This window comes from Achromobacter sp. DH1f, assembly GCF_000633435.1.
Taxonomy (GTDB): domain Bacteria; phylum Pseudomonadota; class Gammaproteobacteria; order Burkholderiales; family Burkholderiaceae_B; genus Achromobacter; species Achromobacter deleyi.
In genome coordinates, this window is sequence record NZ_AYMF01000029.1 from 1 (window position 1) to 13,728 (window position 13,728).

Genomic DNA, 13,728 nt, shown 5'->3' on the forward strand with positions numbered 1-13,728 from the left:
CCAAACGTGGCCGCCCGCGCGGCCGCGGCTTGGCGACCCCGTAGATTCCATTCCCTGACCACAGGTCTAGCAGCGCAACGACCCGAGACGCACGTAGTCCCTCGCGGCGGTGGCATGCGGGGCGGGCAACCTCGATGCGCCCGAGGGAATCGGAAGGGAGCCGAAGGCGTACGACGATGACGACGGGGCAGTCCGGAGCGAAGGCTCCGGACCGCAATCGTGGGCGCCCGCCCCGCATGCCACCGCCGCGAGGGACGACCAACGAAGTACCGAACGACCTACGAAGCACCGAACGTCCGACGAAGAACAACTCGCGACAAAAACCTCAAAGCAACAAAAAAACTACCCCTGCGCCTTGATCACTTCCCGAGCAATCACCAACTGCTGAATCTGCGTAGTCCCTTCAAAAATCCGGAACAACCTCACATCCCGATAAAACCGCTCCACCGCATATTCCGACATATACCCAGCCCCCCCGTGAATCTGCACAGCCCGATCCGCCACTCGCCCCACCATCTCCGTCGCATACAACTTGCAGCATGCCGCCTGCATCGTCGTGTTCTCGCCGCGATCCCGCATCTTTGCGGCATCCAGCACCATGCAGCGTGCCGCGTACAGCTCGGCCTGGCTGTCGGCAATCATTGCCTGGATCAGTTGGAATTCAGAGATCGGCTGGCCGAACTGCTTGCGGTCCATCGCGTATTGCACCGCGTCGCGCAGCAGGCGGTCTGCGATGCCCACGCATAGCGCCGAGATGTGCAGGCGGCCCTTGTCCAGCACGCGCATCGACGTCTTGAAGCCGTTGCCTTCCTCGCCGCCCAGCAGCGCCGATGCCGGCACCCGGCAGTTGTCGAACACCACGTCGCTGGTCAGCGCGCCCGCCTGGCCCATCTTCTTGTCAGGCTTGCCGATGATCAGGCCCGGCGTGCCGGCTTCCACCAGGAAGCATGAGATCGACGCCGCGCGGCGTTCCGGGGCCGTGCGCGCCATCACCGAGAACAGGCCCGCGATCGGCGCGTTCGTGATGTAGCGCTTCGTGCCGTTCAGCACATAGTGGTCGCCGTCGCGCTCCGCCGACAGGCGCAGCGCCATCGCGTCCGAGCCCGCGTCCGGCTCCGTCAATGCGAACGAACCGATCAGCTCGCCGCTGGCCAGACGCGGCAGATAGCGTGCGCGTTGCTCGTCCGTGCCGGCCAGCACGATCGCTTGTGAACCGATGCCGATGTTCGTGCCCGCCAGCGAGCGGAATGCCGGCGACGTCTGGCCCAGCTCGAACACCACCCGCACCTCTTCTTCCATCGTCAGGCCCAGGCCGCCGTAGTCCGGCGAAATCGACAAACCGAACAGGCCCAGCTCGCGCATCTCGGCCACGATGTCCGGCGGCACCTGGCCGCTGGCGGCCAGCTCGTCTTCGGCGGGGATCAGGCGTTCGTGCGTAAAGCGGCGCACGGCGTCCAGCAACAGGGTCAGGGTTTCGGTATCCAGGGCCATGATCAGGGTCTCTCAGGGTGTGGGGCGGCCACGCTCAGGCGCGCAGTCCGCCAACCAGTAAATCGAAATAGCCAGCGGCGATCGTCTCGGCGCTGTCGCCCTGGCCGGGCTTGTACCAGCGCACCATCCAGTTCAGCATCGACAGCACCGCGCGGCCCGTGGCCGGCACGTCCAGCGCGCGGAATGCGCCGTCCGCCACGCCTTGCGCGATCACCTCGCGCAGCCGCTTCTCGTAGCCATCGCGCAGGCGCGCCGCGTCTTCGCGTTCGGGCAGCGCCATGCCCGAATAGCCGATCAGCATCGTCACGAACTCCGCGTGGTGCTGCTCGAAATAGCGCGCGTGGCCCACCATGAACGCCCGCAGCCGGTCGGCTGCGCCCTCGGCCCGCGCCACATCCTGGCCCACGCTTTGGGTCAGGCCGTTCAGCACCGCCAGGATGATCGCGTCGTAGATGTCCTGCTTGGTCGTGAAGTAGTGGTAGATCGCCGCCTTCGACACGCCGATCGCCCCGGCCAGGTCCGACACCGAACTGCCGTCGTAGCCGCTGCGCGCGAACAGCTTCGCGGCTGCGGCCAGGATGCGTTCGCGCGGCGCCGCCATGGTGGGCGGGCGGCCGGCGCGGGCGCGTTTTGAGGCGGGGGCAGCAGAGGTCGGCATGGCGGGGCCAGGTGAGGCAGCGCCGGCTTTTTCAATAGCGGACCATTGGTAGGGCCCCTTCCATTGACAGCAGTTCAGCGCTTGCCGTTAAATAAAGATTAATTAATTACCGGACGGTCGGTAGGTAATTATAGGCACATCCGTTCCCGCCGCTCAAGCCACCCTTGCGCGATTCCCCGAAACTTCACGCGACGACGCTATGCCCCACTCTCTAGTGACTGATTTGTATGGCCAGATGTCCCTGCCGGTCATCAGCGCCCCCATGTTCATCGTGTCCAACCCGAAACTGGTCGTTGCGCAATGCACGAGCGGCATCGTCGGTTCGTTTCCGGCGCTGAACGCGCGGCCCCAGAGCCTCCTGACCGACTGGCTGGACGAAATCGAAGCCGGCCTGGCCTCGTACCGCGAGGCCCACCCCGGCGCCGCCGTGGCCCCGTACGCCGTCAACCAGATCATCCACCAGTCCAACGACCGGCTCGAGCAAGACCTGGCCGTGTGCGCCAGCCACCGCGTGCCGCTCATCATCACCAGCCTGCGCGCGCCCGGCGACCTGGTCAAAGGCGTGCACGACTGGGGCGGCAAGGTGTTCCACGACGTCACCACCATCCGCCATGCCGAAAAGGCGCTGGAAGCGGGCGTCGACGGCCTGATCCTGGTGTGCGCGGGCGCGGGCGGCCATGCCGGCACGCTCAGCCCGTTCGCGCTGGTGTCCGAAGTGCGCCGCTTCTACGACGGCCCGCTGATCCTGTCGGGCGCCATCACATCGGGCGAACACGTGCTGGCCGCGCTGGCCATGGGTTGCGATTTCGCCTACATGGGCACGCGCTTCATCGCCAGCGACGAAGCCAACGCCAGCGACGGCTACAAGTCGGCCATCGTAGAGGCCAGCGCGTCCGACATTCTCTATACCCCGTTCTTTACCGGCATCCCGGGCAACTACCTGAAGGCCAGCATCACGGCCGCCGGGCTCGACCCCGCCAACCTGCCCCAGCCGGACAGCGGCGCGTCCAACTTCGGCTCCGGCCGCGTCAAGCCCTGGAAAGACATCTGGGGCGCCGGCCAGGGCGTGGGCGGCATTGCCAGCGTGCAACCCACGCGGCAGATCGTCGACACGCTGCGCCAGGAATACGCCAAGGCCAAGGACCAACTGGCCGGCAGGACCTACGCATGAGCGCCGGCCTGAAGGTTTCCCGCGAAGGCGCGGTGCTGACGCTGGTGATCGACCGCCAGGACCGTCGCAATGCGCTGGACACCGCCACCTATGCCGCCCTGACGGCACAGATCTCGCTGGCCGCGGCGGACACCGCGGTGTCCGCCGTGATCCTGGCCGGCGCGGGCGAACACTTCACGGCCGGCAACGACCTGCGCGATTTCCAGGCGGAACGCGGCGCCGGCGACAGCGCCGGCCTGACCTTCCTGCGCGCGCTGACCCAGGCCGACGTGCCCATCATCGCCGCCGTCGAGGGCTACGCCATCGGCATCGGCGTGACGCTGCTGCAGCATTGCGATTTCGTCTATATCGGCGAAGGCGCGACGCTGCGCATGCCCTTCGTGGCGCTGGGCCTGTGCCCCGAGGGCGCGTCCAGCCTGCTGATGCCGCGCCTGGCCGGCGCCCGCCGCGCCGCCGAATGGCTGCTGCAGGGCAAGGCCTTTTCGGCCCAGGAGGCCTGCGATGCCGGCCTGGGCACCGCAGTCACGGCCAAGGGCCAGGCGCTGGCGGCCGCGCAGGCCACCGCGGCCAGCCTGGCCAAACAGCCGCCCGCGGCGCTGCGCCTGACCAAGGCCATGCTCAAGCGCCCCGACCGCCAAGCCATCCAGGAAACGCTCGACTACGAGGCGCAGCAGTTCCGCGCCCGGCTCCAGACGGAAGAGGCGCAGGCCGCCTTCGCAGCCTTCTTCAAGAAATAAGGTTCAGAACGGCGAATCGGGCCGGAAGTTCGGCGCCCGCCGTTCGCGCAGCGACTGCACGCCTTCGCGCACGTCCGGGCCGCCAAAGCCCATGAATTCCAGCGCCAGCGACGTGTCGAACGTGGGGCCGGCCATGCGCAGCCAGTTGTTCAGCGAATACTTGGTCCAGCGAATGGCGGTCTGCGAGCCGGCCGCCAGGCGGTTGGCCACTTCGAAGGCGCGGCCGATCAGGTCGGCCTCGTCCACGCACAGGGACACCAGGCCGATGCGTTCGGCTTCTTCGCCGGTCACGGTTTCGCACAGCATCAGGTAGTACTTGGCGCGCGCCATGCCGCACAACAGCGGCCAGACGATGGCGGCGTGGTCGCCGGCCGTGACGCCCAGGCGGGTGTGGCCGTCGATGATGCGGGCATCGCGCGCGGCGATGGAAATGTCGGCCAGCAGCCCGGCCACCAGGCCCGCGCCCACTGCGGCCCCGTGCATGGCCGACACGATCGGCTTGCTGCAATTGATGATGTTGTAGACCAGGTCGCGCGCTTCGCGCCAGACGCGGGTGCGCACGTCGAAGTCGTCGGCCATCTGCTGCACCAGGTCCAGGTCGCCGCCGCCGGAAAAGCCCTTGCCCTCGCCGCGGATCACCACCACCCGGGTGTCCGGGTCCGTATCGATGTCGCGCCAGATGTCGGCCAGTTCGCGGTGCATGCGGTCATCGGCCGTGGACAGCTTGCCCGGCTTGCCGTCCTTGGACCCCATGATCAGTTCCAGCACGCCGTTGGGATGCCGGCGCAGCTTCAGGGATTCATAGGCGGAATAGTGTTCCAGCGTGATGTCGGTCATTGTCTTCTCCGGTGGCGCGGGCGAAAGGCCGCGCGTTTTTGGGCACTATAGTGGATACGGCATGCGCCACCGCGGCCACCCTGACCAGGAACCTCAGCCCATGAACACCCCCGCCATCGCCCCTGCCGGCGAGATCCGCCGCGACGACCTGCCCGCCCTGTTCGCCCCGCGCGGCCAGGACACCCATAAGGGCAGTTTCGGCACCGTCGGCGTGGTGGGCGGCGGGCGCGGCATGGAAGGCGCGGCGCTGCTGGCGGCCCGGGCCGCCCTGAAGACCGGCGCTGGCAAGGTGCTGGTGGGCTTTGCCCAGGACGCCGCACCGCTGGCCTGCGACCCCCTGCAACCCGAACTGATGCTGCGCGACGCGCGCTCGCTGCTGGAAGGCGGCTGGGGCGTCACCGCCTGGGTCGCCGGCTGCGGCATCGGCACGGGCACCGAGGCGGCCAACGCCCTGTCCGAATTGTTCGTGCTGCGCCAGGGCGCCCCGCTGGTGCTGGACGCCGACGGCCTGAACCTGCTGGCCCAGGGCGCCGTGCAGCCCAATTGGGGCGTGGGTCCCGTCGTGATGACCCCACACCCGGCCGAAGCCGCGCGCCTGCTTGGCACCGACACCGCCCACATCCAGGCCGATCGGCCGGCCGCCGCCCAGGCCCTGGCGCAACGCTACGGCACCTGGGTGGTCCTGAAAGGCGCCGGCAGCGTGGTCTGCGCCCCGGACGGCGCCTGGCGCCGCAATACCAGCGGCAACCCGGGACTGGCCACGGCGGGAACCGGGGACGTATTAGCCGGCATGCTCGGTTCGCTGCTGGCACAGCGCCTGCCCCTGGACCAGGCCGTGGCCGGGGCCGTCTGGCTGCACGGGGCCGCCGCGGACGCCCTGGTTTCCCAGGGCATCGGGCCGATCGGGCTGACCGCGGGCGAGCTGGCGGACGCCGCCCGGCGCCTGCGAAACGGCGGCTGACGCCCGTGCCGGCGCCGCTAAGTCCCCGGGGCAAAAAACATTTTTACAACATACTAGGGTTTTCCCCTAAAAACCCATTGCGTTGGTTTTAGGGTTTTCCCTATAATGGTTTACACCAAGACGAAACGGACTGGAGCAAACCATGAGCGAACTGACCCTGAACCACACTGCCCGCCTGACCGACGCGCTGGAGCGCGATCTGCTCCGCGGCGCCCTCGAGAACCAACCGAATTCCCACCCGCTGACCAACCTGAAGAAGGCTGGCCAGGCGATCGCCGCTGCCGTCGCTGGCGTGTTCGCCTTCATCGACGAAGTCAACGAATCGATGAACAAGGCCCGCGCCGCCAGCTCGCGCTTCTCCGGCTCGCAGTGGTAAGAACAGCCGCGCTGGGCTGAATCGCGACCGATCTCCCGCGATTTCACCCAGCGCGCTGTAAGGCAAACGCCCCCACGCGGCGCGCTACGCGCTTGCTGCCCCCCAAGGGGGCGGCCCCGCCTTGGGGCGGCCCGGCGGCGGGGCTTCATTGCCCTTCCCCTCACCGGGCGCCATCGCGCCGCGCCGGCCCCACTTGCGGGGCCCCCGCGACGCCCTCTGCCACGCAATACCGCAGCAAGAATCCCTGTCGCCCCAGCGCGAAGCCGTCCCGAAGCGGGACTGCCTCGCACTGGGGCGATTGGCATTTGCGAAGCCGCAACAGGCGCAATGGCCCTCTCGGCGTTTACCCTAGCGTCGGCCCGGCGTGCATTGACAGCGCGCGAAGCCCCTACCGATAATCGGCCCCTTGCCGTCGTGCTGGCGCCAAAAACACCGCAAGCCCCCCGGCCGACGTTTCTGTTTCCCGGTTGGCCCCCTCGCTGTTCCCCCCGCCCGCACGATCCGGTTCGTTCCCCATCCGGAGTTGTCACCATGAAGTTGCGCACCACCCTGGCCCTTGTGGCCGCCGCCATTCCCTTGGCCGCTGCCCAGGCCCAGACGCTGAAGATCGGCCTGTCCGCCGAACCCACCTCGGCCGACCCCCACTACCACAAGATGACGCAGAACGACGCCTTCTCGGCGCACGTCTACAGCTCTCTGGTGGGCCGCAGCGCCGACATGAAGCTGGTGCCCGCGCTGGCCACGTCCTGGAAGAACCTGGATGACCTGACCTGGGAATTCAAGCTGCGCGACGACGTCAAATTCTCGAACGGCAAGCCGTTCACGTCCGAAGACGTGCTGTTCACGATCTGCCGCACGCTGAACAACGAGACCAACGTGTCGCAGTCCTACATGGACACGACCAAGCTGATCACCGACGTGCAGACGCCGGACGCGCACACGGTCATCATCAAGACGGGCGCCCCCTTCCCGCTGATGCCCGCCGAACTGGCGCGCTCGCTGCCGATCGTCTGGAACGGCATCGTCGAGCACGGCAAGCTGACGTTCGACCCCAAGAAGGGTTGCGGCGTGACGGGCCCGTGGCCGACGGTGGCCGACTTCAACAACGGCAAGGATGCCATCGGCACCGGCCCGTACACCCTGAAGTCCTACGTCAAGGGCACCGGCATCGAGCTGGTGCGCAACGAGAATTACTGGGGCCCCAAGCCCTACTGGAAGGAAGTGAAGTTCGTGCCGGTGCCGGCCGCCGGCCCGCGCCTGACCGGCCTGTTGTCGGGTGACTTCGACATGATCGAAAACCCGGCCGCGCGCGATCTGCAACGCCTGAAGGACAACCCCAAGTTCGGTTTCGTGGCCACGCCCTCGACCCGCCTGGTGTTCTTCCAGCCTGACGTGGCGCGCAACCCGAGCCCGTTCGTGAAGTCCGCCGACGGCAAGAACCCGCTGCAGGACCTGCGCGTGCGCAAGGCCATTTCGATGGCCATCGACCGCAAGACCATCACCGCCCGCATCATGGACGGCATGGCCACCCCGGCCTACCAGTACATGCCCGACGGCATGTTCGGTGCGCTGCCCAAGGCCCCCGAAATCAAGTACGACCCCGAAGGCGCCAAGAAGCTGCTGGCCGAAGCCGGCTACCCCAACGGCTTCGAGCTGACGCTGTCGTCCACCAACGACCGCTACGTCAACGACGGCCAGGTGGCCCAGGCCGTGGCCCAGTACCTGGCCCGCGTCGGCATCAAGACCAACGTCGACGCCATGACCGCCTCGATCTACTTCCCCAAGCGCGCCAAGCGCGAGTTCAGCTTCTCGATGGGCGGCTGGCCGGCGGAAACGGGCGAAGCCTCGGCGCTGTTCCAGCTGTGGGTCGCCTCGCTCGATTCGCCCAACAGCCTGGGCACCAGCAACTACGGCGGCTTCACCAACGCCGACTTCGACAAGGTCTACAAGCAGGCCATCGTGACCGTCGACGCGCCCAAGCGTGAAAAGCTGCTGCAGGAAGCCACCCAGATCGCGCTGGACAACGTGCCGCTGATCCCGCTGCACTTCGAAAGCAGCATCTGGGCCTTCCGCAAGGGCATCACCTACGAAGGCCGCCGCGACCAGTTCACGCTGGCTACCTCGGCCAAGCCCGACGCCAAGTAATCCGGCCTCGCGCAATGCAAACGGCTGCCCCGCGGGGCAGCCGTTTTTCATTGAGGCCGGCAACCGTCAGACCCCGGGCCCCTGGTCCAGCACCCGATCCAGCTCGCGCGACAGCAGCGCGATGAACGCCTCGGCCTTGGGCGGCAGCACCCGCCCTTCCATGACGTAGATCTGCAGCGTGCGCGACTGCAATTCCGCGTTCGAGATCGGCACCGCCACCAATTCTTCGCGCTCCAGGCTCCAGGCCACCGAAATGTAGCCGCTGAGCATGATGGCGTCGGATTCCAGCACGAAGCCGTGCAGCGGCGACGAGTCGTTGCAGGTCAGGGTGGGTTCGAGCTGCACCGATTCCAGCAGGCAGCCCATCTCGAACAAGTGCCGGGACGAGGTGCCCAGCCCGGTCAGCGCCAGCGGATATTGGCCCAGATCCTGCAGGCTGACGCTGCGGCGCCCGGCCAGCGGGTGGCCGGCGGCCATCACCGCGTGCACCGGGGCGCGGCGGGAATAGCGCACGCTGACGCCGCTGACCCGCTCGACGTTGAAGGTCATGCCCAGTTCGACGCTGCCCTCGGCCACCCGCCGGGCCACGTCGTGCGACGGGCCCACGTACAGATCGAAGCGCACGCCGGGCCAATCGCGGCGAAAACGCACCATGGACGAAGGCAGGAAGACGCGAGCCACGCCCTCGACGGCGGCCATGCGGATTTCGTTGCGCGCCATGCCCTTGAGGCCGGCGATTTCCTGCAGCACGGATTCGGACTCCAGCAGCGTGCGGCGGGCGTGCGCCAGCAGCAACTGGCCGGCTTCGCTCAGGACCATGCCGCGCGCGGCGCGCTCGAACAACGGCGCGCCCGCCTCTTCTTCCAGCTTGGAGATCTGGCGGCTGATGGCCGACACGGCCACATGCAGGCGCTCGGACGCCCCGCTCAAGCTGCCCGCCTGGGCGACCTCGACAAAGTAGCGCAAGGCAATGCCGTGCATGTTCAACCCTTGTAAGTGGTGAAGCGCCGGGATGTAGCTTTGCCTTTTATGCAAAGCTATCGATAAATATTCTAATTGTAGAGAAAGCTTCCCTGATCCTAGAATTTGCGCAACGATCCAGGCTGGCGCGCACGACGCGTCCGCCCACAAAAGGGGAAGTCCGTGTCAGCAGCAGTTCCGAACGCCAGCCGCGCCGCCGCTGTCGGCCGCGCGGCCGCCTACGCCGAAAGCGGCGCCTTGCAGCGCGACCTGGCCAGCCTGGTCGCGTACCGCACCGAAAGCCAGAACCCCGACCAGCGCGACGCGCTGTACGACTACCTGCGCACCGCGGTGGCGCCGCGGCTGCAAGGCCTGGGCTTTTCCTGTCAGATCAAAGACAACCCCGTGGACGGCGGCCCGCCCTTCCTGATCGGCGAACGCCTGGAAGACCCGGCCCTGCCCACCGTGCTGATGTATGCCCACGGCGACGTGGTGCGCGGCTACGACGAACAATGGCGCAATGGCCTGGCCCCCTGGCAACTGACCGCCGAGGGCGACCGCTGGTACGGCCGCGGCACGGCCGACAACAAGGGCCAGTACTGCATCAACATGGCCGCGCTGGAACAGGTGCTGGCCGAACGCAGCCAACGCCTGGGCTTCAACCTGCGCATGCTGGTGGAATGCGGCGAAGAGGTCGGGTCGCCCGGCCTGCACCTGGCCTGCGACCAATGGCGCGACCTGCTTGCCGCCGACGTCTTCATCGCCTCCGACGGCCCGCGGCTGGCCGCGGACCTGCCGACGCTGTTCCTGGGGTCGCGCGGCACGCTGCTGTTCGACCTGGTGGTGGACCTGCGCGGCCACGCCCACCATTCCGGCAACTGGGGCGGCGTGCTGCCCAACCCCGGCATCATCCTGGCGAATGCACTGGCCAGCCTGGTCGATGCGCGCGGCCGCCTGCGGGTCGCTGGCCTGCGGCCCCCGGCCATCCCGCCCGCCGTGCGCCAGGCGCTGGCCAGCATCCAGGTCGGCCAGGACGAAGACGCCCCCGATATCGATCCCGACTGGGGCGAACCCGGACTGTCGCTGGCCGAACGCCTGTTCGGCTGGAATACGCTGGAAGTACTGGCCTACAAGACCGGCAACCCGGAAAACCCGGTGGGCGCGATTCCGCCGCGCGCCAGCGCCACCTGCAACCTGCGCTTCGTGGTCGGCACCGACTGGCGCCAGACCGAATCCATCCTGCGCCGCCATCTGGACGCGCACGGCCTGTCGCAAGTGGCCATCCGCATGCGCCGCGGCACGCCCGCCACCCGGCTGGACCCCGATGATCCCTGGGCCCGCTGGGCCGTGGCCTCGCTGGCCGCCACCACCGGCAAGACGCCGGCGCTCTTGCCCAACCTGGGCGGCACGGTGCCCAACGACGCGTTTTCCGAAGTACTGGGCCTGCCCACGGTGTGGGTGCCCCATTCCTACCCCGCCTGTTGCCAGCACGGCCCGGACGAGCACCTGCTGGCGTCCGTGGCGCGTGAAGCCGCCGCCGTCATGGCGGGCCTGTTCTGGGACCTGGGCGAACAAGGCGCGGATATCGTCGCCCAACGGGCACGCTCAAGCGGCGCCTGACCGCCGCCTGACCGCCCTCTGCCGTCATCCCCTATACAATCCCCCTCGCTTGATCGGAGTTCCCATGTCCTTGTCTTCGTCCGCGCCCCAGCCGCGCCCCTTTCTGCTTGCCTGTCCGGATCTGTCGGCCGAACGCCTGGGCAATACGGATACGCCGGGCGTCTGGCATTTCGACTCCGGCGTGCCTGGCAAACGCGTCATGCTCAGCGCCCTGATCCACGGTAACGAGCTGTGCGGCGCCTGGGCCCTGAAAGAAGCCCTGGCCGCGGGCCTGCGCCCGCGCCGCGGTTCGCTGACGCTGGCGTTCTGCAACCTGGCCGCGTTCGACCGCTTCGACCCCGCCCACTACGCCCCGGCGCGCTTTGTCGACGAAGACATGAACCGCGTCTGGAGCGACGACAAGCTGGCCCAGCCCATCAGCCAGGAACGCCGCCGCGCCGCCGAGATCCGCCCCTGGGTGGCCCAGGCCGACTGGCTGCTGGATTTCCACTCGATGAGCAATTCCGACGTGCCGCTGCAATTGACCGGCATGGAACAGCGCAACATCGACCTGGCCCTGGCGCTGGGCAACCCCGCCACCATCATTGCCGACGCCGGCCACGCTGCTGGCGTGCGCATGCGCGACTACGGCCGCTTCGGCGAAGCCGGCGACAACGGCACCCGTTCGCTGCTGATCGAATGCGGCTTTCATGGCGCCCCCGAGGCCCGCGGCGTCGCGATCGACCAGATGGCGCGCTTTCTGGTCGCGGCCGGCACCGTGGACGAAGCCGACCTGCCCCAAGACTGGATCGCGCCCCAGGCCAGCGCCCAGCGCGCCCTGCGCGTGACCCACGCCGTAGCCGCGAAAAGCGCCGACTTCCGCTTCGCCGAGCCCTGGAAAGGCCTGGAAACGCTGCCGCGCGCCGGCACCGTCATCGGCTGGTCCGAAGGCGAAGCCGTGACCACGCCCTATGACAACTGCGTGCTGATCATGCCGTCCACCGCCAATCTGCGGGCCGGCGTCACCGTCGTACGGCTGGCCCAGCCCATCGCCTGATCGACCGAGCGGCGCGCCCTCGACGGCGCGCCGCCATCTATAAAAACACACCAAGGGAACACAATGTCCGCAAACGTTTTCATCCGCAGCGCCTTATCCGCCTGTACGCTGGCGGCCGCAACCGCTGTCGGCGCCCCCACGGCGCTGGCCCAGGCCGCCCCCCAGACGCTGCGGATCGGCCTGTCGTCCGAACCCACCGCGATGGACCCGCACTACCACCAGGCCACGCCGAACGACTCGATGACCTCGCACATCTTCGAGACGCTGGTGGGCCAGGACGCCAAGATGAACCTGATTCCGCGGCTGGCCACGGCCTGGAAGCCGGTGGACGACACCACCTGGGAATTCACGTTGCGCGACGGCGTGAAGTTCTCCAACGGCCAGCCGTTCACCGCCGACGACGTGATCTTCACGCTCTGCCGCGCGCTACACAACGAACAATCCATCGGCGGCTCGTACGCCAGCGTGGTGCAGAAGCTGGCCAGCATCGACGTGCGCGACGGCAACGTGCTGGTCATCAAGACGCACCAGCCCTACCCGCTGCTGCCCAACGACCTGACCCGCAACGCCATGATCTGGAGCGGCATCGTCCAGCACGGCCCGATCCGCTTCGACCCGAAGAACCAGTGCGGCGTGACCGGCCCCTGGCCCACGGTGGCCGACTTCAATACCGGCAAGTCCGCCATCGGCACCGGCCCCTACGTGCTGAAGTCGTACACCAAGGGCAGCGCCATCGAACTGACCCGCAACGACGCCTATTGGGGCGACAAGCCCGCCTGGGCCAACGTGAAGCTGGTGCCGGTGCCCGCCGCCGGCCCGCGCCTGACGGGCCTGTTGGCCGGTGATTTCGACCTGATCGAAAACCCCGCGGCGCGCGACGTCAAGCGCATCTCGGAAACGCCGGGCTTCGGCTACGTCATCACGCCGTCGGTGCGGGTGGTGTACTTCCAGTTCGACGTGGCCCGCAGCCCCAGCCCCACGGTGCGCGCCGCCGACGGCAAGAACCCGCTGCAGGACGTGCGCGTGCGCCGCGCGATCTCGCTGGCGATCGACCGCAAGGCCATCACCCAGCGCATCATGGACGGCGCGGCCGTGCCCGCCAACCAGTTCCTGCCCGACGGCATGGCCGGCACGCTGCAGCCCGCGCCCGAACTCAAGTACGACCCGGCCGCCGCCAAGAAGCTGCTGGCCGAGGCCGGCTACCCGGACGGCTTCGAGCTGACCATCTCGTCCACCAACGACCGCTACATCAATGACGCCCAGATTTCGCAGGCCGTCGCCCAGTACCTGTCGCGCGTGGGCATCAAGACCACGGTCGACGCGATGACACGCTCGGTCTACTTCCCCAAGCGCGCCAAGCGCGAGTTCAGCTTCGCCATGGGCGGCTGGTCGTCGGAAACCGGCGAGGCCTCGTCGTTCCTGCAGTACTGGGTCAGCGCCTTCGACAAGGAACGCGGCCTGGGCACCAGCAACTATGGCGGCTACGACAACCCCGAATTCGACCGCGTCTTCAAACGCGCCCTGGTCACCGTCGACCCCGCCGCCCGCGAAAAGCTGCTGCAGGAATCCCTGACCCTGGCCCTGGCCGACTTGCCCAGCATTCCGCTGCATTTCGAAAGCAGCATCTGGGCATTCAAGAAAGGGCTGACCTACGAAGGCCGCGCCGACCAATACACCCTGGCCATGTCGGCCAGACCCGCTAATTAAGATCGCCAATCCGGCGCCTGCAACCCGAG

At 67.9% G+C, this 13,728-nt stretch carries 12 protein-coding genes; 8 read left to right on the forward strand and 4 right to left on the reverse strand.

Annotated features, from left to right (window positions below; all coding sequences use genetic code 11):
* Nucleotides 1–342: 342 nt before the first annotated feature.
* Both U858_RS0124195 and U858_RS0124200 read right to left on the reverse strand, forming a co-directional pair.
* Entirely contained in the window at nucleotides 343–1,491 is a 1,149-nt protein-coding gene (locus tag U858_RS0124195; protein WP_025139714.1) for an acyl-CoA dehydrogenase family protein, read from the reverse strand.
* 34 nt (nucleotides 1,492–1,525) lie between these two features.
* A complete protein-coding gene (locus tag U858_RS0124200) occupies nucleotides 1,526–2,149 on the reverse strand; it encodes a TetR/AcrR family transcriptional regulator (protein WP_025139715.1) in 624 nt (207 codons plus the stop codon).
* A gap of 199 nt (nucleotides 2,150–2,348) precedes the next feature.
* On the opposite strand from U858_RS0124200, the gene U858_RS0124205 reads away from it, so the two are divergent.
* Together U858_RS0124205 and U858_RS0124210 are read left to right on the forward strand one after the other, a co-directional pair.
* Nucleotides 2,349–3,320, forward strand: coding sequence for a nitronate monooxygenase family protein (locus U858_RS0124205; RefSeq protein WP_025139716.1), 972 nt, complete (start codon nucleotides 2,349–2,351; stop codon nucleotides 3,318–3,320).
* Complete coding sequence (locus U858_RS0124210) at nucleotides 3,317–4,057, forward strand: enoyl-CoA hydratase-related protein (protein WP_025139717.1); 741 nt, start codon at nucleotides 3,317–3,319, stop codon at nucleotides 4,055–4,057. The genes U858_RS0124205 and U858_RS0124210 overlap by 4 nt, the downstream gene beginning before the upstream one ends.
* Nucleotides 4,058–4,060: 3 nt before the next feature.
* Here U858_RS0124210 and U858_RS0124215 read toward each other — a convergent pair whose 3' ends face one another.
* The gene (locus U858_RS0124215) at nucleotides 4,061–4,894 is read right to left on the reverse strand and encodes an enoyl-CoA hydratase/isomerase family protein (RefSeq protein ID WP_025139718.1); all 834 of its coding nucleotides are present in this window, start codon (nucleotides 4,892–4,894) and stop codon (nucleotides 4,061–4,063) included.
* A 100-nt stretch (nucleotides 4,895–4,994) separates the two neighbouring features.
* Between U858_RS0124215 and U858_RS0124220 the strand changes: the two genes are divergently transcribed.
* From U858_RS0124220 to U858_RS0124230, 3 genes are all read left to right on the forward strand, one after another.
* The gene (locus U858_RS0124220; RefSeq protein WP_025139719.1) at nucleotides 4,995–5,855 is read left to right on the forward strand and encodes an NAD(P)H-hydrate dehydratase; all 861 of its coding nucleotides are present in this window, start codon (nucleotides 4,995–4,997) and stop codon (nucleotides 5,853–5,855) included.
* Nucleotides 5,856–5,997: 142 nt separating this feature from the next.
* A complete protein-coding gene (locus U858_RS0124225) occupies nucleotides 5,998–6,231 on the forward strand; it encodes a hypothetical protein (protein ID WP_006392557.1) in 234 nt (77 codons plus the stop codon).
* 531 nt (nucleotides 6,232–6,762) lie between these two features.
* Nucleotides 6,763–8,376 (forward strand): ABC transporter substrate-binding protein, encoded by a 1,614-nt coding sequence (locus U858_RS0124230; RefSeq protein ID WP_025139720.1) that lies wholly within the window; start codon nucleotides 6,763–6,765, stop codon nucleotides 8,374–8,376.
* Between the two features lie 66 nt (nucleotides 8,377–8,442).
* On the opposite strand, the gene U858_RS0124235 is transcribed toward U858_RS0124230, so the two are convergent.
* Nucleotides 8,443–9,357 carry a LysR family transcriptional regulator gene (locus U858_RS0124235; protein WP_025139721.1) on the reverse strand — a complete coding sequence of 305 codons (915 nt, stop codon included), beginning with the start codon at nucleotides 9,355–9,357 and terminating at the stop codon, nucleotides 8,443–8,445.
* 162 nt (nucleotides 9,358–9,519) lie between these two features.
* Here U858_RS0124235 and U858_RS0124240 point away from each other — a divergent pair, with 162 nt between their 5' ends.
* The 3 genes from U858_RS0124240 to U858_RS0124250 all read left to right on the forward strand — a co-directional run bounded on the left by U858_RS0124240 (nucleotide 9,520) and on the right by U858_RS0124250 (nucleotide 13,699).
* Complete coding sequence (locus U858_RS0124240) at nucleotides 9,520–10,956, forward strand: M20 family metallopeptidase (protein WP_025139722.1); 1,437 nt, start codon at nucleotides 9,520–9,522, stop codon at nucleotides 10,954–10,956.
* A 64-nt stretch (nucleotides 10,957–11,020) separates the two neighbouring features.
* Nucleotides 11,021–11,992 (forward strand): succinylglutamate desuccinylase/aspartoacylase family protein, encoded by a 972-nt coding sequence (locus U858_RS0124245; protein ID WP_025139723.1) that lies wholly within the window; start codon nucleotides 11,021–11,023, stop codon nucleotides 11,990–11,992.
* Between the two features lie 63 nt (nucleotides 11,993–12,055).
* Nucleotides 12,056–13,699 (forward strand): ABC transporter substrate-binding protein, encoded by a 1,644-nt coding sequence (locus U858_RS0124250; RefSeq protein ID WP_025139724.1) that lies wholly within the window; start codon nucleotides 12,056–12,058, stop codon nucleotides 13,697–13,699.
* Nucleotides 13,700–13,728 lie beyond the last annotated feature (29 nt).

What these genes read in the sequence shown, in the direction of transcription:
- U858_RS0124210 (WP_025139717.1), top strand. Translation starts at nt 3,317, where the DNA reads ATGAGCGCCGGCCTGAAGGTTTCCCGCGAAGGCGCGGTGCTGACGCTG.
- U858_RS0124245 (WP_025139723.1), top strand. Translation starts at nt 11,021, where the DNA reads ATGTCCTTGTCTTCGTCCGCGCCCCAGCCGCGCCCCTTTCTGCTTGCC.
- U858_RS0124215 (WP_025139718.1), bottom strand. Translation starts at nt 4,894, where the DNA reads ATGACCGACATCACGCTGGAACACTATTCCGCCTATGAATCCCTGAAG.
- U858_RS0124235 (WP_025139721.1), bottom strand. Translation starts at nt 9,357, where the DNA reads ATGCACGGCATTGCCTTGCGCTACTTTGTCGAGGTCGCCCAGGCGGGC.
- U858_RS0124220 (WP_025139719.1), top strand. Translation starts at nt 4,995, where the DNA reads ATGAACACCCCCGCCATCGCCCCTGCCGGCGAGATCCGCCGCGACGAC.
- U858_RS0124225 (WP_006392557.1), top strand. Translation starts at nt 5,998, where the DNA reads ATGAGCGAACTGACCCTGAACCACACTGCCCGCCTGACCGACGCGCTG.
- U858_RS0124200 (WP_025139715.1), bottom strand. Translation starts at nt 2,149, where the DNA reads ATGCCGACCTCTGCTGCCCCCGCCTCAAAACGCGCCCGCGCCGGCCGC.
- U858_RS0124230 (WP_025139720.1), top strand. Translation starts at nt 6,763, where the DNA reads ATGAAGTTGCGCACCACCCTGGCCCTTGTGGCCGCCGCCATTCCCTTG.
- U858_RS0124205 (WP_025139716.1), top strand. Translation starts at nt 2,349, where the DNA reads ATGCCCCACTCTCTAGTGACTGATTTGTATGGCCAGATGTCCCTGCCG.
- U858_RS0124195 (WP_025139714.1), bottom strand. Translation starts at nt 1,491, where the DNA reads ATGGCCCTGGATACCGAAACCCTGACCCTGTTGCTGGACGCCGTGCGC.
- U858_RS0124250 (WP_025139724.1), top strand. Translation starts at nt 12,056, where the DNA reads ATGTCCGCAAACGTTTTCATCCGCAGCGCCTTATCCGCCTGTACGCTG.